Source organism: Streptomyces sp. NPDC055287 (assembly GCF_053646035.1).
Map to the genome: position 1 here is coordinate 513,974 of NZ_JBSHNE010000002.1, position 25,544 is coordinate 539,517.

The 25,544-nt window shown below is 71.7% G+C and carries 13 protein-coding genes and 1 pseudogene; 7 read left to right on the forward strand and 7 right to left on the reverse strand.

Going from position 1 to position 25,544, the window contains the following annotated elements; translation table 11 throughout:
• Positions 1–31 precede the first annotated feature (31 nt).
• Entirely contained in the window at positions 32–2,329 is a 2,298-nt protein-coding gene (locus tag ACWIHY_RS05660) for a HelD family protein (RefSeq protein WP_454374309.1), read from the forward strand.
• Here ACWIHY_RS05660 and glgB read toward each other — a convergent pair.
• From glgB to ACWIHY_RS05690, 6 genes and pseudogenes are all read right to left on the reverse strand, one after another.
• Positions 2,316–5,015, reverse strand: coding sequence for a 1,4-alpha-glucan branching enzyme (gene glgB / locus ACWIHY_RS05665; RefSeq protein WP_454374310.1), 2,700 nt, complete (start codon positions 5,013–5,015; stop codon positions 2,316–2,318). The genes ACWIHY_RS05660 and glgB overlap by 14 nt on opposite strands.
• 589 nt (positions 5,016–5,604) lie before the next feature.
• Positions 5,605–7,107, reverse strand: a pseudogene (locus ACWIHY_RS05670) (maltokinase N-terminal cap-like domain-containing protein); the annotation flags it as partial.
• Between the two features lie 203 nt (positions 7,108–7,310).
• The gene (treS, locus tag ACWIHY_RS05675) at positions 7,311–9,032 is read right to left on the reverse strand and encodes a maltose alpha-D-glucosyltransferase (RefSeq protein ID WP_454374311.1); all 1,722 of its coding nucleotides are present in this window, start codon (positions 9,030–9,032) and stop codon (positions 7,311–7,313) included.
• Entirely contained in the window at positions 9,029–11,017 is a 1,989-nt protein-coding gene (locus ACWIHY_RS05680; RefSeq protein WP_454374312.1) for an alpha-1,4-glucan--maltose-1-phosphate maltosyltransferase, read from the reverse strand. The genes treS and ACWIHY_RS05680 overlap by 4 nt, the downstream gene beginning before the upstream one ends.
• Positions 11,018–11,334: 317 nt before the next feature.
• Complete coding sequence (locus ACWIHY_RS05685) at positions 11,335–12,543, reverse strand: S8 family peptidase (RefSeq protein WP_454374313.1); 1,209 nt, start codon at positions 12,541–12,543, stop codon at positions 11,335–11,337.
• Between the two features lie 221 nt (positions 12,544–12,764).
• Positions 12,765–13,703, reverse strand: coding sequence for an SDR family oxidoreductase (locus tag ACWIHY_RS05690; protein ID WP_454374314.1), 939 nt, complete (start codon positions 13,701–13,703; stop codon positions 12,765–12,767).
• A gap of 118 nt (positions 13,704–13,821) precedes the next feature.
• On the opposite strand from ACWIHY_RS05690, the gene ACWIHY_RS05695 reads away from it, so the two are divergent.
• The 6 genes from ACWIHY_RS05695 (at position 13,822) to glgP (ending at position 23,322) form a co-directional block, all read left to right on the forward strand.
• Positions 13,822–14,817 (forward strand): AraC family transcriptional regulator, encoded by a 996-nt coding sequence (locus ACWIHY_RS05695; protein WP_454374315.1) that lies wholly within the window; start codon positions 13,822–13,824, stop codon positions 14,815–14,817.
• A gap of 86 nt (positions 14,818–14,903) precedes the next feature.
• A complete protein-coding gene (locus tag ACWIHY_RS05700) occupies positions 14,904–16,370 on the forward strand; it encodes a 4-hydroxyphenylacetate 3-hydroxylase family protein (protein ID WP_454374316.1) in 1,467 nt (488 codons plus the stop codon).
• Complete coding sequence (locus ACWIHY_RS05705; protein ID WP_454374317.1) at positions 16,367–17,788, forward strand: MFS transporter; 1,422 nt, start codon at positions 16,367–16,369, stop codon at positions 17,786–17,788. The genes ACWIHY_RS05700 and ACWIHY_RS05705 overlap by 4 nt, the downstream gene beginning before the upstream one ends.
• 310 nt (positions 17,789–18,098) lie before the next feature.
• Complete coding sequence (locus tag ACWIHY_RS05710) at positions 18,099–19,253, forward strand: monodechloroaminopyrrolnitrin synthase PrnB family protein (RefSeq protein WP_454374318.1); 1,155 nt, start codon at positions 18,099–18,101, stop codon at positions 19,251–19,253.
• 14 nt (positions 19,254–19,267) lie between these two features.
• A complete protein-coding gene (locus ACWIHY_RS05715) occupies positions 19,268–20,554 on the forward strand; it encodes an FAD-dependent monooxygenase (protein ID WP_454374319.1) in 1,287 nt (428 codons plus the stop codon).
• 125 nt (positions 20,555–20,679) lie between these two features.
• Entirely contained in the window at positions 20,680–23,322 is a 2,643-nt protein-coding gene (gene glgP, locus ACWIHY_RS05720; protein ID WP_454374320.1) for an alpha-glucan family phosphorylase, read from the forward strand.
• 79 nt (positions 23,323–23,401) lie between these two features.
• Here glgP and ACWIHY_RS05725 read toward each other — a convergent pair whose 3' ends face one another.
• Entirely contained in the window at positions 23,402–25,429 is a 2,028-nt protein-coding gene (locus tag ACWIHY_RS05725) for a M4 family metallopeptidase (protein ID WP_454374321.1), read from the reverse strand.
• Between the last annotated feature and the right edge of the window lie 115 nt (positions 25,430–25,544).

Sequence of the window (25,544 nt, forward strand, 5' to 3'; positions counted from 1 at the left end):
ATGAACACAGCGTAGCTTGTTGGGAGCTGAATTGTCAACCGAGGAATTTCAGAAAGAGCAGGAATTCATCACCGGTCTCTACGCGCGCCTCGATGACCTGCGCGAAGAGGCGGAGTCCACCGTGCGGTCGGCGTTGACGCAGGTGGGGACGGGCCGGCAGGCGAAGCTGGAGCGCGATGTACTGGTGGCCGAACAGTCCGGGCTGCTCGCCGCGTTCAATGCGGGAGAGAGCGGGCTCTGCTTCGGGCGGCTCGACTTCCAGGACGGCCGCCAGTACCACATGGGGCGCATCGGAATCCGGCAGAACGACGCCGACCGTACTCCTCTCGTCGTCGACTGGCGGGCCGACGTCGCCCGCCCCTTCTATCTCGCGACCGGATATTCCCCGATGGGACTGCGCCGCCGCCGGCACATCACCACCGAGGGCCGCACCGTCACCGCGCTGCACGACGAAATCCTCGATCTGACCGACACCACCCGCACCGGCCACGAGGGCGCCGCGGCCGACACCGTGCTGCTCGCCGCACTGGACGCGGCGCGCTCCGGGCGGATGCACGACATCGTGCAGACCATCCAGGCCGAGCAGGACCGCATCATCCGTGCCTCGCACCAGGGTGTACTCGTCGTCGAGGGCGGTCCCGGCACCGGCAAGACCGTCGTCGCGCTGCACCGGGCGGCGTATCTGCTGTACGCGTACCGGGACCTGCTCGCCCGCCGTGGCGTGCTGATCGTCGGCCCGAACCCCGCCTTCCTCGCCTACATCGGCGAAGTGCTGCCCTCGCTCGGCGAGACCGGCGTGCTCCTGGCGACCGTGGGCGAGCTCTTCCCGGGGGTGGCCGCCACCGGCACCGACGCCGCCGCGGCCGCCGAGGTCAAGGGCCGGCCGGCGATGGCGAACGCGCTCGCCCGCTTCGTACGGGACCACCAGGCCGCGCCCGACCCGGGCATCGAGATCGAGCACGACGACGGCGCCCTGCTGCTGGACCGGGCGATGGCGGAGGACGCCCGGGCCGCCGCCCGCCAGACCGGGCTGCCGCACAACCTCGCCCGCCCCCACTTCGCCTTCCGGATCATTGACGCGCTCACCGAGCAGCTGGCCGACCGGATCGGTGCCGACCCGTACGGCGGCCCGAATTTCCTCGGACCCGACGACATCGCCCAGCTCGGCAAGGCCATCGCGCTCAGCGGTGAGGTGCACGCGGCCATCGACCAGCTGTGGCCGATGCTCACCCCGCAGGAGCTGATCACCGAATTCCTCGCCGATCCGGCCCATCTCCCCGATATTGACGCCGAGTTGATCCGGCGCACCGGTGGCCCGTGGACGCCCGCCGACGTGCCGCTGCTCGACGAGGCCGCCGAGCTGCTCGGCGAGGACGACTCCGCCGCGCGGGCCGCCGAGGAGGCCGAGCGCCAGCAGCGCATCGCCTACGCGCAGGGAGTGCTGGACGTCGCGTACGCCTCCCGCACCTACGAGTTCGAGGACAAGGAGGACCTCGACAAGGACGCGTCGGAGGTGCTCGGCGCCCACGACATCGTCGACGCCGAGCGGATGGCCGAGCGCCACGAGGAGGCCGACCACCGCAGCGCCGCCGAACGCGCCGCCGCCGACCGCACCTGGGCCTTCGGCCACATCATCGTCGACGAGGCGCAGGAGCTGTCCGCCATGACGTGGCGGCTGCTGATGCGCCGCTGCCCGACCCGCTCCATGACGCTGGTCGGCGACCCGGCCCAGACAGGTGACGCGGCGGGCTGCGACTCCTGGCAGCAGATCCTCGGCCCGTACGTCGAGGACCGCTGGGAGCACACCCGCCTCGGCGTCAACTACCGCACGCCGGCCGAGATCATGGAGGTCGCGGCCGGGGTACGGCGGGCCGAGGACCCCTCCTTCGAACCGCCGGGCTCCGTCCGCTCCACCGGTGTACGGCCCCGGGCGCGCGACGCGGCGCGGCCGGAGGACCTCGCCCGTACCGTCGCCCGGACGGTCGCGGCCGAGGCGCCGCAGGAGGGCCGGCTGGCCGTCGTCGCGCCCGCCGCCCTGCACCGGGAACTCGTCGCCGCGCTGCCCGGCGCGTCGTACGGCCCCACACCCGACCTCACCCGTGACGTCGTGCTCCTCGACCCCCGGCAGGCGAAGGGCCTGGAGTTCGACACGGTGGTCGTCGTAGAGCCCGGCCAGATCCTCGCCGGTTCGCAGCGCGGAGCCAACGACCTGTACGTGGCACTCACCCGCGCCACGCAGCAGCTTGCCGTCGTCCACACGGGAGCCCTTCCCGAATGCCTCCGGGAAGGGCTCCCGCAGGAGAAGGCGGAGGCGATCAGGCCGGCTTGAACCACACCGTCGCCAGCGGCGGCAGCGTCAGCTCCAGACTCGGCCGGCCACCGTGCGCACCGGCCGGCTCGGGCTTGAGCGGCTCGGTGTTGCGTACGTCGCCGCCGCCGTACCGGGCCGCGTCCGTGTTCAGTACCTCCGTCCAGGCCGGGATGAGGTCCGGGACGCACAGCCGGTACCCGTGCCGTACGACGGGCGAGAAGTTGGAGACGGCCAGCAGCGGGCCGCTCTTCGCGTCGAAGCGCAGGAACGCGAAGACATTGTCCTCGGCGGCGTCGCCCAGCACCCAGGCGAAGCCGTCGGGGACCGTGTCCAGCTCCCACAGCGCGGGCGTGGCGGCGTACATCTGGTTGAGGTCGCGCACCAGGTCACGCACACCCCGGTGGTCGGGCTCCGCCGAGTACGACGGGTCGAGCAGCCACCAGTCGGGGCCGTGCCCCTCCGACCACTCGGCTCCCTGGGCGAACTCCTGCCCCATGAACAGGAGCTGCTTGCCGGGGTGCGCCCACATGTAGCCGAGGTACGCACGGTGATTGGCGCGCTGCTGCCACCAGTCGCCCGGCATCTTGCTCACCAGCGCCTGCTTGCCGTGCACCACCTCGTCGTGCGAGATCGGCAGGACGTAGTTCTCGCTGTACGCGTACACCATCGAGAAGGTCATCTCGTTGTGGTGGTACTTGCGGTGCACCGGCTCCTTGCTGACGTACACCAGCGAGTCGTGCATCCACCCCATGTTCCACTTGAGGCCGAAGCCGAGGCCGCCGCTGTCGGTGGGGCGGGTCACGCCGTCCCACGCGGTGGACTCCTCGGCGATGGTCACGACGCCGGGGTTGCGGCGGTAGACGGTCGCGTTCATCTCCTGGAGGAAGGCAACGGCGTCCGGATTGTCGCGGCCGCCGAACTCGTTGGGCGCCCACTCGCCGTCCTCGCGCGAGTAGTCGAGGTAGAGCATCGAGGCGACCGCGTCGACGCGCAGGCCGTCGATGTGGAACTCCTCGCACCAGTACGTGGCGTTGGCGACCAGGAAGTTGCGCACCTCGGGGCGCCCGTAGTCGAATTCGAGCGTCCCCCAGTCGGGGTGCTCGGACCGCCGCCAGTCCTCGTGCTCGTACAGGTTCGGGCCGTCGAACCGCGCCAGCGCCCAGTCGTCCTTGGGGAAGTGGGCCGGGACCCAGTCCATGATGACGCCGATGCCGGCCCGGTGCAGCGACTCCACCAGGTACCGGAAGTCGTCGGGCGTGCCCATGCGGGCCGTCGGGGCGTACAGGCCGGTGACCTGGTAGCCCCAGGAGCCGCCGAAGGGGTGCTCGGCGACCGGCATCAGCTCGATGTGGGTGAAGCCGAGATCGGCGACGTACGCGGGAAGTTGCTCGGCGAGCTCGCGGTAGGACAGCCCCGGCCGCCAGGACGCGAGGTGCACCTCGTAGACCGAGAACGGCGCCTGGTGGACGGGCCGGTCGGCCCGGTGCTCCATCCACTCCTGGTCGCGCCACTCGTGGTGCGAGGCCGTCACGATCGAGGCGTTGGCGGGCGGGCACTCGGTGCGGCGGGCCATCGGGTCCGCGCGCATCGTGTGGCTGCCGTCGGGGCGCATGATCTCGAACTTGTAGAGCGTGCCCTCGCCGACGCCGGGCACGAACAGCTCCCAGACACCGGACGATCCGAGGGAACGCATCGGGAACCCGGTGCCGTTCCAGTAGTTGAAGTCGCCCGCGACGCGTACGCCGCGCGCGTTCGGCGCCCAGACGGTGAAGCGGGTGCCGGAGATGCCCTGATGGACCATCGGCTGCGCGCCGAGCGCCCGCCACAGCTCCTCGTGGCGGCCCTCGCCGATGAGATACAGGTCGAGCTCGCCGAGGGCGGGCAGGAAGCGGTACGGGTCCTGCACCTCCAGCTCGTTGTCGTCGTACGTGACGATCAGGCTGTACTCCGGCGGCACGGCGTCCAGCGGCAATACGCCGGAGAACAGGCCGTCGCCGTCGTCGTGCAGCGGCGTGCGCCGGCCGTCGGCCAGCACGGTGACGGCCCGGGCGAAGGGCCGTAGAGCGCGGAAGACGACGCCGGTGGCCGCGCCCGGCACGGGGTGGGCGCCGAGGAGGCCGTGCGGGTCGTGATGGCCGCCCGCCAGCAGCCTGTCCCGGTCACTGCCCTGGAGGGCGGGGCCGTCCGGCCGCCGCTCGGGAGCCTTGGCCCGCCGTGCCCGGGACGCGGGCTCGCTGTCCTGCACGGCCTTCGGCGCGGAGTCGGGAGGTCCGGCCAGGGGGGTGGTGGGCCGCTCGGCGGTCCGCCGGGGCTTGGTGGCCTTCGTGGTCCTGGCGGCCTTGGCCGCTCGCGTGGCGGCCCGCGGCTTGCCGGACTCCGCGTCCTGTGCGGCCTTCGGGGCGGAGTCGGGAGGGCCCGCAGCGGCGGCCGGGGGCTGCACGGCCTTGGCGGCCCGGTCCGGCTTGGCCTGCTTCACGGCCCTGGCGGGCTTGCGCGGCGGCGGAGTCTCGGCTGCCTTGAGGGGCTGCGGTGCGCCCTGCGGTGCCTGCGTCGGCTCGACGGCCTCGGCCTGCTTCGGCGCCCTGGTGGACTTGGCGCGCTTGCGCGGCGGTACGGGCGGCGCGGCCTCCGGCTGCGCGGTCTCGGGCGGCAGGGGCACGTTCGGGGACTCGGCGGACTTGCGGGACGGTGGACGGGGGGTCACGGGTGCGGCCTCCTCGGGAGGATCCGGTCGGGTGCGGTGGACGGGGGGAGGTTGGCTGAATCGCGTGGCGCGGGGGCGTGCGGGCCCGGTGGTCCGGCCGCGCGCCGGAGCCACAGGCGCCCACGTCCGGCCCCGGCCGGGGCCGCGCAGGTCCGGCGCAGCCTTACCCCACCCCGCCCCTTCCCGGCCGTGACGTGTGCGGTTCCGCCGTGTGAGGGGTTCCGCCCCGGACCCCGGTCCTCGTACGCCGGACGGGCGGGAGTGGCCGCGCGGGCCGCGCTTTCGGGCCCGGCCGGTGATCGAGGCCTTCGGGAAGGGGCGGGGTGGGCGAAGAGGAGAGCCGCCGCCCCGGATTCGAGGGTGGGAAGAGGAGTTGACCGGTGTCGGATCATGGCGTCGGTCCCGGGGTGTGGTCGGTGTCCGGGGGCGGTTCGGCGGCGCGGTGCCCGGTGGTGTCCGAGGACGGTGCGGGGTGGCTGTGCTGGGGGGTCCCCGGGGGCCGGGTGGGGCTGCCGTGCCTCGCCGTCCCGGGGGGAGGACCGGTGGTGCGGTGCGCGGTGGTCTCCGGGCGGTGGCCGGGAGTTCCGGGGGCGGGCTGCGCCGACGCCAGGCGGTGGATGGCCGCCAGGGGGACCGGGAGCCAGTCCGGCCGGTGGCGGGCCTCGTACAGGACTTCGTACACCGCCTTGTCCGTCTCGTACGCCCGCAGCAGCTCGGGCTCGTCCCGCGGATCGGTCCCCGACGCCTTCGCGTACCCGTCGCAGAACGCCTCCCGGCACCGCGTCGCCCACTCCGCGTCCCACGGCGACGGGGTCTCCCCCGGTCGAGCGGGGTCGAGATCTTGGGGAAGGGAGCGGGCCGCGTAGTCGAAGGACCGCAGCATCCCCGCCACGTCGCGTACGACCGGCTGCGGGCGCCGCCGTTCCGAGAGCGGGCGCGACGGCTCGCCCTCGAAGTCGATGACCGACCATTCGCCGCCGGGCGCGCGGAGCGTCTGGCCCAGGTGCAGGTCGCCGTGGACCCGCTGGGCCGGCCACGCCCGTCCCGCCCGCCCCCGCGCCGCGAACGCGTCGAACGCCGTGCGCAGGGCCGGAACGTACGGAACCAGTGCGGGCACCGCCTGCGCCGCCGCGTCCAGGCGTTCGGTCATGGCCGCTGCAAGCGCCTCCGTCTGCTGCCTGCGCAGTGTCACCGTCGGCAGGGCGCCGGCGAGCGCGGTGTGCACCTCGGCGGTGGCCCGCCCCAGTGCCCGCGCGTCGGCGGTGAAGTCGTTGCCGACGGCGACGGACCGCAGCGCGCGCTGCCAGCCGTCCTCGGAGCCGTGCAGGAAGGGCTGCAGGACCCCGAGGGTGTACGGCTCGTACGGATCGTCGGCGTTGTCGGCCTCGTACCAGGCGACCGGCGCGGGCACCCGCTCGCAGCCCTTGCGGGCGAGGGCGAGCGGCAGCTCCAGATCGGGGTTGGAGCCGGGGCTGACCCGGCGGAAGACCTTGAGGATGAACGAATCTCCGTAGACGAGGGACGAGTTGGACTGTTCGGCGCCCAGCGGCCTGGGGGTGAGGCCGGGCGGGATGACGACCGACGGGTCACGCTCGAAGCGCAGCGCCCCCGGTGCGCCGGTGTTGCGCAGCCGTTCCAGGAGCAGACCGGCCAGGCGCGGGTCGAGAAGCGCCTCGTAGACGGTGAGTCCGGCCAGCGGTCCCTCCTGTACGTGTCCGATCAGGGCCGGCGCGAGCCGTGGCGGCAGCGCGGACCGTACGCCGAGCAGCAGTTGGTAGCAGTCGGCGACCGGCGGCGCCGGCGGACCGTGGGGGTGACCGGCAGGCTGCTGGACGCTCACGAGCAGATGCAGCAGCCCGGGCGCGCCCGAACCGCCCCGGGCGCCGCTGCCGGAGCCGCCCCCGGCAGGGAGCAACTCCGTGGCTGCGACGAGCGAGAACCCGGCGACCGGGCGCCCCTTGCCCGCGAACCACCGCTGCCTGGGCAGCCATTCGTGCAGCAGCGGCGCCAGCGAGGGGAGCAGCGCCGGGGGTGGGGCCGGCGGAGTGGCGCGGCGGGCGACCGTACTCCGGGTGGATGCAGCCTCCGACATGGCATCGCGTCCTTTCCCCGGGCACGCCACAGGATGCGCAGAGTGTCCCGGATTGCGACCGTAGCTGTCCGGGCGGTGCGTGGGGTTCTCCCCGCAGTCGAAACGCGGGAAGTGTCGGGTCGGGGATCGTCCGTACGGACCCGATATGAGGGGGAGAGTGCCCAGGGCGGGGCGGTGGAAACCGCCCCGCGCCGGACGGTACTTCAGGCGCGCTTGACCGGCGGCGGCGTCGCGTCCTTGCGCAGCCGGAACCAGTAGAAGCCGTGACCTGCGAGGGTCAGCAGATACGGCCATTCGCCGATGGCCGGGAAACGCACCCCGCCGATCAGCTCGACCGGATGCCGGCCGTTGAAGGTCTGGAGATCCAGTTCCGTCGGCTGCGGGAAGCGGGAGAAGTTGTGGACGCACAGCACCAGGTCGTCCTTGTACTCGCGCAGGAACGCGATCACCGCGGGGTTGGTCGACGGGAGCTCGGTGTACGAGCCGAGTCCGAAGGCCGGATTCTGCTTGCGGATCTCGATCATCCGCCGGGTCCAGTGCAGCAGCGAGGAGGGCGAGGTCATCGCCGCCTCGACGTTGGTGACCTGGTACCCGTAGACCGGGTCCATGATCGTGGGGAGGAAGAGTCGTCCCGGGTCACAGGACGAGAAACCGGCGTTGCGGTCGGGGGTCCACTGCATGGGTGTGCGTACGGCGTCCCGGTCGCCCAGCCAGATGTTGTCGCCCATCCCGATCTCGTCGCCGTAGTACAGGATCGGCGATCCGGGGAGGGACAGCAGCAGAGCCGTGAACAGCTCGATCTGGTTGCGGTCGTTGTCGAGGAGCGGGGCGAGCCGCCGCCGGATGCCGATGTTCGCGCGCATCCGCGGGTCCTTTGCGTACTCCGCGTACATGTAGTCGCGCTCTTCGTCCGTGACCATTTCGAGGGTCAGCTCGTCGTGGTTGCGCAGGAAGATGCCCCACTGGCAGTTGGACGGGATGGCCGGGGTCTTGGCCAGGACTTCCGAGACCGGGTAGCGCGATTCGCGGCGTACGGCCATGAAGATGCGGGGCATGACCGGGAAGTGGAAGGCCATGTGGCACTCGTCGCCGCCCGCCTTGAAGTCGCCGAAGTAGTCGACGACGTCTTCCGGCCACTGGTTGGCCTCGGCGAGGATCACGGTGTCCGGGTAGGACGCGTCGATCTCGGTGCGGACCCGCTTCAGGAAATCGTGGGTGCGCGGGAGGTTCTCGCAGTTCGTTCCTTCCTCCTGGTAGAGGTACGGAACGGCGTCGAGGCGGAAGCCGTCGATGCCCAGGTCCAGCCAGAAGCGCAGTGCGGAGATCATCTCCTCCTGCACGGCCGGGTTCTCGTAGTTGAGGTCCGGCTGGTGGGAGAAGAAGCGGTGCCAGAAGTACTGCTTGCGGACCGGGTCGAAGGTCCAGTTGGACGTCTCCGTGTCGACGAAGATGATGCGGGCGTCCTGGTACTGCTTGTCGTCGTCCGCCCAGACGTAGTAGTCGCCGTACGGGCCGTCCGGGTCGGACCGCGACTCCTGGAACCACGGATGCTGGTCGCTCGTGTGGTTCATGACAAAGTCGATGATGACGCGCATGCCGCGGTGGTGTGCGGCGTCCACGAACTCCACGAAGTCGGCGAGGTCACCGAACTCGGGAAGGACGGACGTGTAGTCGGAGACGTCGTAACCGCCGTCGCGCAGCGGTGACTTGAAGAACGGCGGCAGCCAGAGACAGTCGACGCCGAGCCATTGGAGGTAGTCCAGCTTGGCGGTGATGCCTTTGAGGTCGCCTACGCCGTCTCCATTGCTGTCCTGGAAGGATCGGACGAGCACCTCGTAGAACACGGCGCGCTTGAACCACTCGGGGTCGCGGTCCTTGGCGGGCGTGTCCTCGAACGTGTCGTGGACGGGCTCATTGACGATCATGATGTGGGTGACCCTCCGATCGGCGGGGACGGTCGCAGGGCGACGATGTGCGCGGGCGTACGGCCCGGCTCGAGGCGCACATAGTTGGCCCTGCCCCAGTGGTAGGTCTCACCGGTGAGCTCGTCGCGCACCGGGACGGAGTCGGACCATTCGAGGCCGAGTTCCGGCATGTCCAACGAGACCGTGGCTTCCTGGGTGTGGTGAGGGTCGAGGTTGACGACCACCACAACGATGTTCGAACCGGAGCGCTTCGAGTACGCGATGACCGCGTCGTTGTCGGCGTGGTGGAAGTGCAGATCGCGCAGCTGCTGAAGCGCCGGGTGACGGCGGCGCACGCGGTTGAGGGTGGTGATCAGCGGGGCGATGGTGCGGCCCTCGCGTTCCGCCGACTCCCAGTCGCGCGGGCGCAGTTGGTACTTCTCCGAGTCGAGGTACTCCTCGCTGCCCGGCTTGGCCGGTGCGTTCTCGCACAGCTCGTAGCCCGCGTACACGCCCCAGGAGGGCGCCAGCGTGGCGGCGAGCACCGCCCGTACCTCGAACGCCGGCCGGCCGCCCTGCTGGAGATAGGCGTGCAGGATGTCCGGGGTGTTCACGAAGAAATTGGGACGCATGTACGAAGCCGCGTCGCCGGTGAGCTCCGTGAGGTACTCGGTGAGCTCCTGTTTGGTGTTGCGCCAGGTGAAGTACGTGTACGACTGCTGGAAGCCGATGGCGCCGAGCGTGTGCATCATCGCGGGGCGGGTGAAGGCCTCGGCGAGGAAGATCACGTCGGGGTCGGTGCGGTTGATGTCCGCGATGACCTTCTCCCAGAAGGCCACCGGCTTGGTGTGCGGATTGTCGACGCGGAAGATCCGTACACCGTGGCTCATCCACAGCCGCAGCACTCTGAGCGTTTCCTTGACCAGGCCCGGCATGTCGGCGTCGAACGCGATCGGGTAGATGTCCTGGTACTTCTTCGGCGGGTTCTCGGCGTACGCGATCGAGCCGTCGGCGCGGTGGTGGAACCACTCGGGGTGCTCCTTGACCCATGGGTGGTCGGGCGAGCACTGCAGCGCGAAGTCCAGCGCGATCTCCATGCGCAGGTCCCGGGCGCGCGCGACGAAGGCGTCGAAGTCCGCGAACGTGCCGAGACCGGGGTGGATCGCGTCGTGGCCGCCGTCCGCCGAACCGATCGCCCACGGCACGCCGACATCCTTGGCGGACGCCGCCAGTGTGTTGTTGGGGCCCTTGCGGTGCGTGGTGCCGATGGGGTGGATCGGCGGCAGGTACACCACGTCGAAGCCCATCGCCGCGACGGCCGGCAGCCGCTCGGCGGCCGTCTTGAACGTACCGCTCTTCTGCCTCCCCCGTTTGTCGGTACGGGCGCCCTCGGAGCGCGGGAAGAACTCGTACCAGGAGCCGAAGAGCGCGCGCTCGCGCTCGACGAGCAGCGGCATCTCGGGCGAGCACGTCACCAGCTCGCGCAGCGGGTGGCGGCCGAGTGCGGCGTCCGCCTCCGGGGCGAGCGCGGCTGCGAGCCGGACGGCGGGGGGTTTCGCGGTGTCGCGCAGCGCGTCGACGGCGGCCAGGACGGCCTCGCGCCCGTCCTTCTTCGGTACGCCGGACGCGGCGCGCTCGTACAGCTCCGCACCCTCCGCGAGGACGAGCTCGGTGTCCTGGCCCGCCGGGATCTTGATGCGGGCGTTGTGGCGCCAGGTCGCCACGGGGTCCGACCACGCCTCCACGGAGTACGTCCACTGCCCCTCGGCGGGGGGTGTCACGCGCGCCCCCCACCGGTCGGTGCCCGGCGCGAGTTCGCGCATCGGGGTCCAGGGGCCCTCCCGGCCCGCCGGGTCACGCAGGACGACATTGGCGGCGACGGCGTCGTGACCCTCGCGGAAGACGGTGGCGGTGACTTCGAACGTCTCACCGGCCACCGCCTTCGCCGGCCTTCTGCCGCAGTCGACGGCAGGACGTACGTCCAGGACAGGGATGCGACCGATCATTGGCTCACCTGAGGGCTGTGCGGCCGCGGACGAGCACGGCTCGCGTTCGGGGGCTTTCTTGGGGTCTGTCCTTTTTATCTGCTCCGTTGGCGACTCACGGGGTGCGGGCATCACCGCTCCTGTCCACGTTCACTCGGGTGGACCGACTTGGACCGACTTGGGGCGCGTGGGGGGGCGTACCGGAGGAGCCTTCCCTCGTCCTACGGGTGCGCAATCCGGGGCTTTGTTAACTACCGGCGCGTAATGAGCGGGAAAAGAAACGGCCCCGCCTTTTGAGCGGGGCCGTTCGTTTTCCGGTGTCCGGTGGCGCTTTCCGGTCAGTTGTTCACCTGGAGCAGGCGGTTCGGCGAACCGAGGCCCGTGCCCGTGACCTTGCCCGTGGCCGCCTTCGCGGTCAGGGCCCTGCTGACGTCCGCCGGGGTCGCCGACGGGTGGTCGGCCAGGTGGAGCGCCGCCGCGCCGGCCGTGTGGGGGGCGGCCATCGACGTACCGGACAGGACCTTTGTCGCCGTGTCACCCGTGTTCCAGGTGGACGTGACCGCCACGCCGGGGGCGAAGAGGTCGAGCTGCGGGCCCCAGTTGGAGAAGCTCGCGCGGGCGTCCTTGACGTCCGTCGCGCCGACCGTGACCGCTTCCGTGACACGGGCCGGCGAGTACAGGTTCGCCGGCAGTCCGTCGTTGCCCGCCGCGACCGTGTACGTGACGCCGGACGCGATCGAGTTGCGTACGGCGGCGTCCAGCTGCGCGTTGCCGAAGCCGCCCAGGCTCATGTTCGCCACGGCCGGCTTCCGGGCGTTCTTGGTCACCCAGTCGATGCCTGCGATGACCTGGGCCGTCGTACCGGCGCCCTCGTTGTCGAGCACGCGTACGCCGACGACCCGGGCCTGCTTCGCGACGCCGTACGTCCGGCCCGCGACGGTGCCGGCGACATGGGTGCCGTGGCCGTTGCCGTCCTGGGCGGTGGCGTCGTTCTCGACGAAGTCCCAGCCGCTGCTCGCCCGGCCGCCGAAGTCCTTGTGGGACGCGCGGATGCCGGTGTCGATGACGTACACCCGCACGCCGCTGCCGGCGCTGTCGGGGGACGTGTAGGACGTGTCCAGGGGGAGGGCGGGCTGGTCGAGCCGGTCCAGGCCCCAGACCGGGTTCGTCTGGGTGTGGTCCAGCCACACCTCGGTGTCCTGGGCCACGGAGGCGACGTTCGGATCGGCCGCGAGGCGTTTGGCCTGCGCCTCGTCCGCTCTCACCGCGTAACCGTTGAGCGCGTTGCTGTACGTGTGCTCGATGGTCGCCCCGTACTGCCGGGCGAGGTCGCCGCCGGCGTCGGACGGGGCCTTGATTCCCCCCGGTCCTGTCTTGAGCGTGACGATGTAGCTGTCGCCGACCGAGCCGGGTGAGCCGGCTCCCAGTATTCGCCCCTCGGCCGGGGCGGCCTGCGCGGGCAGCGTGATGGCCGAAAGAACCGCTGCCGTGGTGACGGCGGTGACGGCACCCGCAAGGCGCGGGCGGGTATGTCGCGTTGATGCCATGGGCTGAGACCCCTCCTCAACTTGGCGCACATCCGGCGGAGTTGGTCCGGCTTTCGCTGCCGGTCCGCCCGTGGTGCTGCCGCGGGACGCCTCCGGGCAGCCGCTCGTGCGCTGTGAAGCACTACAAGACCGCACGTGCGGCCGGAATTGGCCGTCTCGCCGGTGAGGGCATTGAGGAGGTGATCACTCAGGTCGTCCGCAGGTCTTCCAAAAGGGGGAGGCTAGGAGACCGGCGTGGCGTCGTCCGACCAGATCTGCCACGGCTGCCTGGCCACCCACTCGTCGACCGGGGCCGGCTTCACCGAGAGCGCCTCGGCGGCGCTGCCGTCGTCGGCTGCCATCAGGTCCGGACCCGCGCCGCTCGCCATGTAGTGGTAGATGCCCGCCACACCCGCGGCGGCCTCCGGACCGATGGCCCGGGCCAGTCCCTCCTCGAAGACGTGCGGCGGCAGCGGCACGTAGTGCACGTCGCGGCCGAGGCCCTGCGCGAACGCCTCCGCGAGCTCGTCGCCGGTCAGACTCTGCGAGCCGCCGATGTCCAGTGTGCGGCCCTCGACACCGTCCACGGTGAGCGCCGCGTACACGGCCTCGGCGAGGTCCCGGTGGGAGATCCAGGCGGTTCTGGTGTCGGCGGGCAGCGGGTAGGCCAGTACGCCCTCCTTCGCCAGCGCCGGACCGTTCCACGGGCTGAAGAGGTTGTCGAGGTAGACCGGCGGCCGCAGCACGACCAGCTCCACACCGCTCCCGCGCAGGCTCTCGCGCAGTACCGTCTCGGCGAGCCGCCGGGTCTCGAAGGCCGCCACATTGGTGGAGGCGCCGGGGACGCGGGTGTTGGAGTTGTAGACGACCCGGCGCACCCCGGCCTCACGCGCGGCGTCCGCGATGTTCCTGGCGTACGTGCCGACCGTCTCGGCGTCGTACACCAGCGGCATCACCACCGAGGCGTGCGTGGCGCGCTCGAAGAGATGGCGTACGTCGTCCGCGTTCGCGAGGTCGCCGCCGACGTAGGCGGCCCCCGCGAGCTCGGGCCGCTCGCTCTCGGGCTTGCGGGTCAGTGTGCGGATGCGGTGGTTCCGCTCGGCCAGCAGGCGGGCGACCGCGCCACCCTGGAAGCCGGTCGCCCCCACGACCGCGACGCGCATCGGAATCTGATCGGACATGAGTGTGTAGAGCCCTTCGATAGGGTGAGGCTGTCGCCGTGAACGGCCTTTCCAGGCTGGCGGCGGGGGCTTCGGCCGATCAATTAACAAACCGGGGCGAGGGTTGAGGGATCGTCCAATGGACGCCAAGGAACGAGAAGCCGACGATGGCGGAGACCTGCTCAGCGAGCTGCTGAAGCCCTTGCGTCTCACCGGCGTTTTCGACAGCCGCTGGCACGTGAACGCCCCCTGGGCCATCGAGGGCGACGCCGAGCAGAGCTGCGCCGTACTGCACTACATCGTCGAGGGCGGCTGCTGGATCAGCGGCGAGGGCCAGACGCCCCTCGAACTGAACGCGGGCGACCTCGCGGTCTTCCCGACCGGGACCGCGCACCGGCTCTCCGACCGGCCGGACCGGCAGGGCGTGCCGCTGCGTGCCGTGCTGCCCGAGCGGCAGCCCGGCACGTCCGGCGAGATCCGGATCGAGGGCGAGGGGCCCGAGAGCCGGCTGCTGTGTGCCGGGCTGCACTACGACGCGAGCGCCGCCACCGGCCTGTACAAGGCGCTGCCGTGGGCCCTGGTCCTCGACGGCCCGCAGGTCGCCGCCGAGCCGCTGCTCCGCGACACGCTGCGCCTGCTCGCGGCCCCCGACCGGCCGGTCGGACCCGGCGACCGGCTCATCACGCTCCGCGCGTTCGAGATGGCGCTGGTGCTCGCGCTGCGGCCGCTGCTGCGGGAACTGGCCGACAACCCGGCCGCGCTGCCGGTGCTCCGGCACCCCGGCATCAGCAGGGCCATGGTGATCATCGCGACCCGGTTCGCGGAGCCGTGGACCATCGAGTCGCTGGCCCGCGAGGTCGGCATGTCCCGGTCGGCCTTCACCGCCGCGTTCCGCAGCCTCGTCGGGGACGCGCCGGCCCGGCATCTGACGGGACGGCGGATGCAGGAGGCGGCGCGATTGCTGGGGGAGACGACGGTCGCTCAGTCGGCGGTGCCGCAGCGCGTCGGCTACCAGAGCTCGGTGGGCTTCCACCTCGCCTTCCGCAAATGGTTCGGGACGACACCGGGCGAGTACCGCATCGCGGCGGGCCAGCCCCAGGGGCCCACCGGGCGGCCCCGGCTGGCCGGTTCATAAGGACCGGTGGACGGGTGTTCATTGCCCGGGCGGATGCGGACAGACAGGCTCGGCAGCGGCAGTGCCGTTCCGCATGAGGAGAAATGGTGACGAGGTCCGGTCAGGATTATCTGGAATCGCTGCGAGACGGCCGCGAGGTGTGGCTGGACGGCGAACGCGTCAAGGATGTCACCCGGCACCCCGCCTTCCGCAACACCGCGGGCTCCATCGCCCGCCTCTTCGACCTCGCGCACGATTCCGCGCACTCGCCGGTGCTCACCACGGACGGTGTGCACCGCGCGTACACGATCCCGCGATCGTACGAGGACCTGGTCGCCCGCCGCCAGGCCTACAAGGTGTGGGCGGAGGCAAGCTTCGGCTTCCTCGGCCGTACACCCGACTACATGGCCGGCGGCGCCGCCGGATTCGCCGCGCTCCCGCAGGTCTTCAGCACGGAGTCGTTCGACGGAGCCCCGAACGCGCTCGCGTACCACCGGCGGCTCGCCGAGGGCGACCTCTACCCGACGTTCACCATCACCAACCCGCAGATCGACCGGACCAGGTCCGCCTCCGAACAGGAGGAGGACGACCTGGTGGTCCGAGTCGTCGCCGAGCGGGACGGCGGGATCGTCGTGCGCGGCGCCAAGATGATCGGCACCGGAGCCGTCTTCGGCAACGAGGTCGTCGTCGGGACGATCGAGCCGCTCGCCCCGCAGGACATCGAGCACGCGGTGTGCTTCTCCGTGCCGATCGACACCCCGGGTCTGAAGTTCCTGTCGCGCACGTCGTACGAGGCGCAGGCGCGCAGCGTCTTCGACAACCCGCTGTCCTCCCGCTTCGACGAGAACGACGCGCTCCTGGTCTGCGAGGACGTCTTCGTACCCTGGGAGAACGTGCTGACCTACCGCAACGTCGACGCGAGCTTCGCCATGTGGTGGCAGACCCCGGCGTACGTGAACTTCGTGCACCAGGCCGCGACCCGCTTCTGGACCAAGCTCGAGTTCCTCACCGGCCTCGCCATCCTCATCACCAAGGCCAACAACACCTACAAACTGCCGCCCGTCACCCAGGCCATCGGCCGGCTGATGGGCAAGGTCGCCCAGGCGAAGGCCTTCGTACTGGCCGCCGAGGCGTCGTACGAGAGCGTCGAAGGCGGCCACGGCGTGAAGCCCGGCAAGGAGATCTCCTTCGCGCAGCGCATCATGGCCGGCGAGCTCTACCCGCAGGCCGTGCAGGAGATCAAGATGCTCGCGGGCGGCGGCGTCATCCAGCTGCCCGCCTCCGCCGAGGACCTGCTGCACCCGGAGATCGGGCCGCTCGTCAAGAAGTACATCCGCTCGCCCGGACACCCCGCCGAGGACCGCGTCAAGCTGCTCAAGCTGGCCTGGGACGCGCTCGGTTCGGAGTTCGCCGGCCGCCACGAGCAGTACGAGCGCTTCTACCACGGCGCCCCGCACATCTACCTGATGCAGCAGGCGTGGGAGGGCGACACCGGCGCGTGCGAGTCGCTCGCGCAGGCGTGTCTCGACGGCTACACGCTGGGAGCGGGCGGCGCGGAGCGCCCGGCGCTGTGAAGGGCTCTCCCAAGGCCGCGCTCGCGCTGCTCGCCTCCACCCAGCTGCTGCTGATCATGGACACCGCGATCATCAATGTCGCGCTGCCCTCGATCGGTGAGGATCTCGGCTCGGGCTCGGCGGGACTGTCGTGGGTGGCCAACGCCTACCTCATCACCTTCGGCGGGCTGCTGCTGCTCGGCGGGCGCACCGCCGATCTCCTGGGCCACCGGCGGCTGTTCGTCGCCGGCCTCGGACTGCTCGCGGCGGCCTCCGCCGTCGGCGGACTCGCGCAGAGCTCCGGCGCGCTCGTCGCCGCCCGCGCCGTCCAGGGCGTGGGGGCCGCGCTCGCCGCGGCGGCCGCGTTCGCCCTGCTGCTCATCCTGTTCCCGGACGGGCCCGGACGGCACAAGGCGCTCGGCGCGTTCGCCGCGATGGGCGGGCTCGGCGGCGTACTCGGAACAGTCTTCGGCGGAGTCCTCACCGATCTGCTGGGCTGGCGCTCGACGTTCTGGCTCAATGTGCTCGTCGGCCTGCTGCTCGGCGTACTCGCCCTGCGCCTGCTCGACGGCGGTACGCGCTCCGCCGAGCGCGGCTTCGACCTCGCTGGCGCGCTGACCGCCACCGGCGGGCTCGGCCTGATCGCCTACGCCCTGGTCGGCGCGGGCGAGGCGGGCTGGACCAGCGGACGGACGCTCGCCGCCGGGGGAGCGGGACTGCTGCTGCTCGTCGCCTTCTCCGTACTCGAAGGAAGGATCGCGCGCCCGCTGGTGCCGCCCGCCGTGCTGCGGCGGCCCGCGCTCCGGCTCGCCAACGTGCTGAGCGCGCTCGCCCAGACGGCGCTCTTCCCGATGTTCTTCCTCGTCAGCCTGTACCTCCAGAGCGTGCTCGGCTACTCGCCGCTGGCCGGCGGTCTCGGGCTGCTGCCGCTGTCCGTCGTCGTCGTGCTCGTCGCGCCGCAGAGCGGGCGCCTCATCGCCCGGCTCGGACTGCGCTCCACGATGACGCTCGGCTTCTCGCTGCTCTTCGCCGGTACGGCCTGGCTGGCCCTCGCGCTCGCCGCCGAAGGCACCTTCTTCACCACCGTCCTCGCCCCGAGCCTGGTGCTCGGGGTCGCGCTGCCGCTGGTCATGGTCACCACCAATGTGGCCGCGACGGCCGAGGCGTCGCCCGAGGAGACGGGGCTGGCCTCCGGACTCGTCAACACCAGCCAGCAGTTCGGCTCAGTGCTCGGCCTCGCCGTCCTGGTCGCCGTCGCCACCACCGTGACGGACGCGTCCGGCAGCGCCGCCGCCACGGCCGAGACCGCGGGCTTCAGGGCCGCGCTGCTCGTCGGCGCCGCCCTCGCGGGCGTCGCCGCGCTGCTCTCCACCGGGTTGCGCCTCCCCGCACCCGCCGGTCTCCCGGCACCCCGGGAGCGGCTGGAGGACGCCGTGTAGCGAAGGCCGCGCGGGCGGCGTTGAGGGGCGCCGCCCGCCCGCGCGCGGGATTCGCCGCGCTTCCGGTGCGCGCCACGCGTGCCGTACGGCACGGGGCAGAACACGCCCGGCGTACGGCACGCCCCGGCGGCTGCCGGGCACCACGCGACCGGCCGGCCACGAGCCGCCGCCGCGAACGATCCGGGGCCGCCACCACGGACCGCACCAACCGCACCGCGCACACCTCCGCCGCGCCCCCACCGCGGCGGACCACGCCGTCGGCCGCACCGTATGGCATCCACCGCATCCCACTGCCCGAGGGGGGCATTCCATGACCACGCACCTCACGCACCTCACGGCCGCTGTCGACCTCGTCGCGCCCGGTCTCGACGCACGCAACGAACCGCGTTACCGGATATCCGAGATACGCGCGGCCGACCCGCTGGCCGCCGACCCGCTGCTCGCCGTGCTGCCCGCGATGAACCGCGACGCCGACGTCCCGGCGCTCACCGTCGCGCTGCGCACCCTGCTGCCGCCGGCCGGCACCGTCGACCGGTGGAGCGTCGTCGAGTCGCTCGCCGCCATGCGCGACCTCGGCATGTTCCTCGGCTCGCTCAAACGGCACGGCACCGAGCCGCTGGCCGTCGTCCCCGAGGCCCTGCCGGTCCTGGAGGCCCTGGGGCGGCGTACCGACATGGTGCCGCGCGACACCGTGCACCACTACACGACGTGGAACCCCATCGGCGCACGCCAGCGCATGTACACGGGTGAGGAGATGGAGGGCAACCTCCAGGACGCCGTCCGCATGGTCTTCCCCAGCCTCGCCGCCTCGCTCGACACCTGCGCCGCGCTGGCCCGGCTCGAACCGCACGATCCGGGATTCTCCGTCGCCCTCGACCGCACCGCGCAGCACGTCCAGTCCATGGTCGACTCCATCGACTTCACCGTCGCCAACGTCTCGCCGGTCTTCTTCGCGCAGATCCTGCGCCCGTACTTCGAGGAGGTCGGCGTCGCCGGCCGCGAGTACCTCGGCCCGGCCGCCGCCCAGGTGCCGCTGTGGCTGGTCGACCTCGCGCTGTGGCAGTGCGACCACAGCAGCCCGGAGTACGACGCCTTCCTCGCCGAGTCGGTGCAGTACTCCCTGCCGTCCTGGCGCGACTTCTACGCCGCGCACAGCGGGGGCACCTCCGCGGTGTCCAAGCTGGCCGCCGCCGTCGACTGGGAGAACGCGGACCGGCTGTCCCCGCAGCTCGCGGCCTCCGCCGTCTCCCTCGCCCGCGTCCTGCGCATCCTCAAGACCTTCCGGGCCCGCCACATCGGCATCGCCCGCAAGGCCTACAGCGACGAGGTGCGGCTGTACGAAGTGGGCTCCGGCGGCGCACCGATCGAGCTGCTGCGTTCCGTGCTCGACCTGACCCGGGACAACGAGACCCTCGTGCGCAGCGCCACCGGCCGCCCGCGCACCCCGGTCGCGTCGAACGTCTGAAGGGCTGCCCTCCCATGACCCACATCCTGATCGCCGGCGGCGGCATAGCGGGGCTCACCGCCGCACTCAGCCTGCACGCGGCCGGCTTCCGCCGGATCACCGTGGCCGAGGCGGCGCGCGAGATCCAGCCGGTCGGCGCCGGGCTGAACATCATGCCCAACGCCGTGCGCGAACTCGACGCGCTCGGGCTCCTCGACGTACTCGACCAGCAGGCCGTACGCACCCGCGAGCTGCGCTACTACCACTGCTCCGGCGGCCTGATCTCCCGCGAGCCGCGCGGTCTCGGCGCCGGCTACCACTGGCCGCAGCTGTCCGTCCACCGCGGCCATCTGCAACTGTCGCTGGCCGCGGCCGTACGGGAGCGGCTCGGCCCGGACGCCATCGTCGGCGGCGTGCGGGTGTCCGGCGTGACCGTGCGCCCGGCCGGCCGGCCGCACGTACAGCTGGAGCACCGTGACGACAACGCCCGCGGGCGCGCCGCCCTGGAGCCGGACGTGCTGATCGGCGCCGACGGGATCCGCTCCACCGTCCGCGCCGCGCTCGCCCCGGGCAGCGGTGAGCCGCCGTGGAACGGCATGCTCGTCTGGCGCGGCGTCTCGCGGATGCCCGCCGAACGGGCCGGTGCGTTCATGTTCATCGCCGGCTCCGACCGGCAGAAGGCCGTCGTCTACCCGATGACCGAACCGGACCCGGAGACCGGCGAGGTACTGGTCAACTGGGCGCTCGCGATGCCCGCCGACTCGATCGACGACGCCACCCGCGGCGACTGGAACCGGCCGGTCCCGGTCGGCAAGTTCCTGCGCCACTACGAGGGCTGGGAGTTCGACGGCGTCAGCGTCCCGGACGTACTGCGGGCCGCCGACCGCGCGTTCGAATACCCCATGGTGGACATCGACCCCCTGGAGCGCTGGAGCCACGGCCGTACGACGCTGATCGGCGACGCGGCGCACGCCATGTACCCGATCGGGTCCAACGGGGCGACCCAGTCCGTCGTCGACGCCCGCGCCCTGGCCCACGCCATGGCGCTGCACGCCGACCCGGCCGAGGCGCTGGCGGCGTACGAGGCCGAACGGCGGCCGGCGATGACCGAGCTCCAGCGCGCCAACCGGCGGCTCGGGCCCGAGGTCGTCATCAATCTGGCACACGAGCGGGCGCCCCAGGGGTTCACCGACATCGACCAGGTGATCCCGGCCGGGGAACGGGCGGCGATCGCCGCCACCTACGCGGCGACCGGGGCATTCGACCCGGCCACGGTCAACCTGGGATCGCCGTACGACGTCGGGGTGCACGCCCTGCGCTGATCCTCAGTGCCCCCGTGCGCCGTGGTTGCGGGGGGCGGGGTGGCACTACCTTCGTCAGGGAAAGGCCGGACACACACCGCCGTGCGTCCGACCCGGTTCGTATGTCCCCTGCGAAGGTGGAACACGTGAAGGCCATTCGTCGATTCACCGTGCGCCCCGTTCTCCCCGAACCCCTACGACCGCTCAGCGACCTCGCCCGCAATCTGCGATGGTCCTGGCACACCGAGACCCGCGAGCTCTTCCAGGCCGTGGACCCCGAAGGCTGGGCAGCCTCCGGGGGTGATCCTGTACGGCTGCTCGGGGCCGTACCTGCCGGGCGGCTGGCCGAGCTGGCCCAGGACCGGCGTTTTCTCCGCAGACTGACCGCCGCCGCCGACGACCTGGACGACTATCTGCGCGGCCGGCGCTGGTACCAGTCGCAGTCACCGACCCCGGAACTGCCCGCCGCCGTCGCCTACTTCTCACCCGAATTCGGGGTCACAGCGGCCCTGCCCCAGTACTCGGGCGGCCTCGGCATCCTCGCCGGGGACCATCTGAAGGCCGCCAGCGACCTCGGCGTACCCCTGATCGGAGTAGGGCTCCTCTACCGTCACGGGTACTTCCGGCAGAGCCTGTCCAGGGAAGGCTGGCAGCAGGAGCACTATCCCCTCCTCGACCCCAACGAACTCCCCGTCTCCCTCCTGCGGGAGGCCGACGGCACCCCCAGCCAGGTGGCCCTGACCCTGCCCGGCGGGCGGTCGCTGCGGGCCCACATCTGGCAGGCACGGGTCGGACGCGTACCGCTGCTGATGCTCGACTCGGACGTCGAGGAGAACGCGGCAGGGGAACGCGACGTCACCGACCGGCTGTACGGCGGCGGCAGCGAGCACCGGCTGCTCCAGGAGATGCTGCTCGGCATCGGCGGGGTGCGGGCCGTGCGCTCGTACTGCCGCCTGACCGGGCACCCCGAGCCCGAGGTGTTCCACACCAACGAGGGGCACGCCGGCTTCCTCGGTCTGGAGCGGATCCGGGAACTCGCCGGCGAGGGCGTGGAATTCGATCCCGCGCTCGAATCGGTGCGGGCCGGAACCGTCTTCACGACGCACACGCCCGTCCCGGCCGGCATCGACCGCTTCGACCGCGAGCTCGTCGCGCGCCACTTCGGGGAATCCGGCGAGCTGCCGGGTGTCGACGTGGGGCGCATCCTCCAGCTCGGCATGGAGACGTATCCGGGCGGCGAGCCGAACCTCTTCAACATGGCCGTCATGGGTCTGCGGCTCGCCCAGCGGGCCAACGGCGTCTCCACGCTCCACGGCGCGGTCAGCCGCCAGATGTTCTCGGGCCTGTGGCCGGGCTTCGACCCCGAGGAGGTGCCGATCACCTCCGTCACCAACGGCGTGCACGCGCCGACCTGGGTCGCGCCCGAAGTCATGCGCCTCGGGGCGCGGCAGATCGGCGCGGGCCGCGCCGAGGACGCCCTGTCGGTCGGCTCCGTCGGCGGCTCCCAGCGGTGGGACGCCGTCGCCGACATCGCCGACTCGGACATCTGGGACCTGCGGCGCACCCTCCGCGAACAGCTGGTCCAGGAGGTACGGGACCGCCTGCGCGCGTCGTGGCACCAGCGCGGCGCGGGCGACGCCGAACTCGGGTGGATCGACGACGTGCTCGACCCGGACGTCCTCACGATCGGCTTCGCGCGGCGCGTCCCGTCGTACAAACGGCTCACCCTGATGCTGCGCGACCGCGACCGGCTGATGGAGATGCTGCTGCACCCGACCAGGCCGGTCCAGATCGTCGTCGCGGGCAAGGCACACCCGGCGGACGACGGCGGGAAGCGGCTGGTGCAGGAGCTGGTGCGGTTCGCGGACGATCCGCGCGTGCGCCACCGGATCGTCTTCCTGCCCGACTACGGCATGGGTATGGCGAAGAAGCTCTACCCCGGCTGCGACGTCTGGCTGAACAACCCGCTGCGCCCGCTGGAGGCGTGCGGGACGAGCGGGATGAAGGCCGCGCTCAACGGCTGCCTCAACCTGTCGGTGCTCGACGGCTGGTGGGACGAGTGGTTCGAGCCGGACTTCGGCTGGGCCATCCCGACCGCGGACGGCGCGGCGACCGACGAGGACCGGCGCGACGACCTGGAGGCGAACGCGCTGTACGAGCTGATCGAGCAGCGCGTCGCGCCGCGCTTCTACGACCGGGGCCGGGGCGGGCTGCCCGACCGCTGGATCGAGATGGTCCGCCAGACCCTGGTCAGACTCGGCCCGAAGGTGCTGGCGGGGCGCATGGTGCGCGAATACGTCGAGAGGCTGTACGCCCCGGCCGCCGAGGCGCACCGGGCGATGGTCCCGGACGCGGCCCGGGAACTGGCCCGGTGGAAGGCGCGGGTGCGCGCCGCCTGGCCCAAGGTCGCGGTGGACCATGTGGAGGCGCTGGCGGCGACCGCGGTCAACGGCACGGCGGAGCTGGGCTCGACGCTGAGCCTGCGGGTCCGTGTGGCGCTCGGCCCGCTGGGTCCCGACGACGTCGAGGTGCAGGCGGTCGCGGGCCGGGTCGACCCGGACGACGCGATCGGCGAGGCGCAGAGTTTCCCGCTGAAGCCGGCGGGCGGCCCGGACCTGGAGGGCCGCTGGATGTACGAGGGACCGCTGGCCCTCGACCGCACGGGCCCCTTCGGCTACACGGTCCGGATACTGCCGTCCCACCGCCTGCTGCCGCACAGCGCGGACCTGGGCCTGGTGGCGCTGCCCACCGAGGCGACGGGGGAGGGCGCGGGCGTACTGATGCGCTGACGTGCTCCGCACAGGGAACAGCCCTGCGGGAACGGATCCGTTCCCGCAGGGCTGTTCGGCATTCAGCGGTTCAGGCGCGCTACGGGAACGTCACCTTGAAGCTGTTGATGTAGCCGGTGTCCTGCGCCGCCACGTCCTGGACCTTGAGCTTCCAGACGCCGCTCGCCGTCTCGGACGACGCGTTCACCGTGTACGTCGCCTTGACGTTGTCCGCGGAGTCCGAGCCGCTGGAGCCCTTCAGGCGGTACGCCGTACCGTCCGGAGCCAGCAGGTCGATGACCAGGTCGCCGCGCCAGGTGTGGACGATGTCCACGCCCACCTTGAGGGTGCTGGGGGCCGCACCCGTCTTGGTCGAGGTGACCGACGAGGTCACCGCCGCGCCGTTGTCCGGGATGGCGACATCGGTGGTGTTCTCGAACGACGTGCCGGTGCCCGGGTCGCCGCCGCCGGGACGCGTCCCGACGTTGACGCCCGCCCAGGCGTCGGCCACGGCCTTGTACTCGGCGCTGGTGGTGCCGTACAGCTCACCCGCGACCGCGAGCGTGCCGGTGCGCGCACCCGCGTAGTTGGTCGAGGAGCTGAACTTGGTGGTGAGCGCCTTGAACCAGATCTGCGCGGCCTTCTCCCGGCCGATGCCGGTCACCGGCAGGCCGTCGGAGGTCGGCGAGTCGTAGTTGACGCCGTTGACGGTCTTCGCGCCGCTGCCCTCGGAGAGCAGGTAGAACCAGTGGTTCGCCGGACCCGAGGAGTAGTGGACGTCGATGCCGCCGATGCCCGAGTACCAGGCGTCCTTGGACGAGCCGTCCTTGCTCGGCTTGTCCATGTAGCGCAGCGGTGTGCCGTTGCCCCGGATGTCGATCTTCTCGCCGACCAGGTAGTCGCCGACGTCCTGGGCGTTGTTGGCGTTGAACTCGACTGCGGCGGCGAAGATGTCGGAGGTCGCCTCGTTGAGGCCGCCCGACTCGCCGCTGTAGACGAGACCGGCGGTGTTGGAGGTGACGCCGTGCGTCATCTCGTGCGCGGCGACGTCGATTGAGGTGAGCGGCTTGGCGTTGCCGGCCCCGTCGCCGTACGTCATGCAGAAGCAGGAGTCCGACCAGAAGGCGTTGACGTACGCGTTGCCGTAGTGGACCCGGGAGTACGCGCCGACGCCGTCACCGCGGATGCCGGTGCGGCCGTGCACGTTCTTGAAGTAGTCCCAGGTCAGGCCCGCCCCGAACGCCGCGTCCGCACCCGCGGTCTCCAGGTTCTGCGGGGTGCCGTCGCCCCAGACGTCGTCCGGACCCGAGAAGAGGGTGCCGGTGCCCGACGTGCCCCGGTTGAGGTTGTACGTCTTGTGGTTGCCGCGCCCGGTGTCGGTCAGCGTGTACGACGGGGCGGAGCCCACCGTCACCTGGCCGCTGTACTGGGTGTTGCCGGTGCCGTTGTGGATGGCCTGCCACTCGAAGATCTTCTTGCCGGTGGAGGCGTCGGTGACGACGTGCAGCTCGTTCGGGGTGCCGTCGTGCTGCAGGCCGCCGACGACCGTCTCGTAGGCCAGCGTGGGCTTGCCCTGCCCCATCCACACCACCTTGCGCGGGGCGCGGTCTGCCTCGGTCTTCTTCGAGCCCTCGGCCTTCGCGGCGCCAAGCGCCTGCTTCTCGGCAGTCGCCGGCGCGACCTCGGCGCTCATGTCGATGGACTTGAGCTGTGCCTTGGAGGCCTTGGTCACGCCCTCGGTGCTGCCCGCCTTCGTCTCGGCGACGATCAGGTCGCCGCCGAGGACCGGGAGTCCGTCGTACGTGCGCTCGTACCGCGTGTGCGTCGTGCCGTCGCGGTCCTGGACGACATCGCGTACGGCGAGCTTCTCCTTGGCGCCGAGGCCGAGCTCCTTGGCGGTGGCCGCCTTGGTGGCGTTGGCCTCGCGTATCAGTTCCGCGCGCTGGGCGGGGGAGAGCTTCGCGGGCAGGGAGCCGGGGTCGGCCTTCCCCGCCGCGGCTGTCTTCGGGGCGGCGGTCCAGGGATCGTCGGCCGATGCGGTGCCGGCTTGTACGCCGACGGTGAGCAGTGCTGCGGCGGTCAGCAGTGCGCCGGTCGCGGTGGCACGTCGTCTGGGCGTGGATCTCACGCGAACTCCTTCTGCAAGGGGGGTGGCGGGCGGTTTGGGTGGGCCGCCCGGGCAGAGCATGCGGAGCAAGGTGGAGCGCGGAACGGGGGAAGAGTGACAGGAGCGAGGGGCTCCT

Coding starts and splice junctions, on each gene's coding strand:
- ACWIHY_RS05715 (WP_454374319.1), top strand. CDS start 19,268: ATGACCCACATCCTGATCGCCGGCGGCGGCATAGCGGGGCTCACCGCC.
- treS (WP_454374311.1), bottom strand. CDS start 9,032: ATGATCGTCAATGAGCCCGTCCACGACACGTTCGAGGACACGCCCGCC.
- ACWIHY_RS05685 (WP_454374313.1), bottom strand. CDS start 12,543: ATGGCATCAACGCGACATACCCGCCCGCGCCTTGCGGGTGCCGTCACC.
- ACWIHY_RS05690 (WP_454374314.1), bottom strand. CDS start 13,703: ATGTCCGATCAGATTCCGATGCGCGTCGCGGTCGTGGGGGCGACCGGC.
- ACWIHY_RS05680 (WP_454374312.1), bottom strand. CDS start 11,017: ATGATCGGTCGCATCCCTGTCCTGGACGTACGTCCTGCCGTCGACTGC.
- ACWIHY_RS05695 (WP_454374315.1), top strand. CDS start 13,822: ATGGACGCCAAGGAACGAGAAGCCGACGATGGCGGAGACCTGCTCAGC.
- ACWIHY_RS05710 (WP_454374318.1), top strand. CDS start 18,099: ATGACCACGCACCTCACGCACCTCACGGCCGCTGTCGACCTCGTCGCG.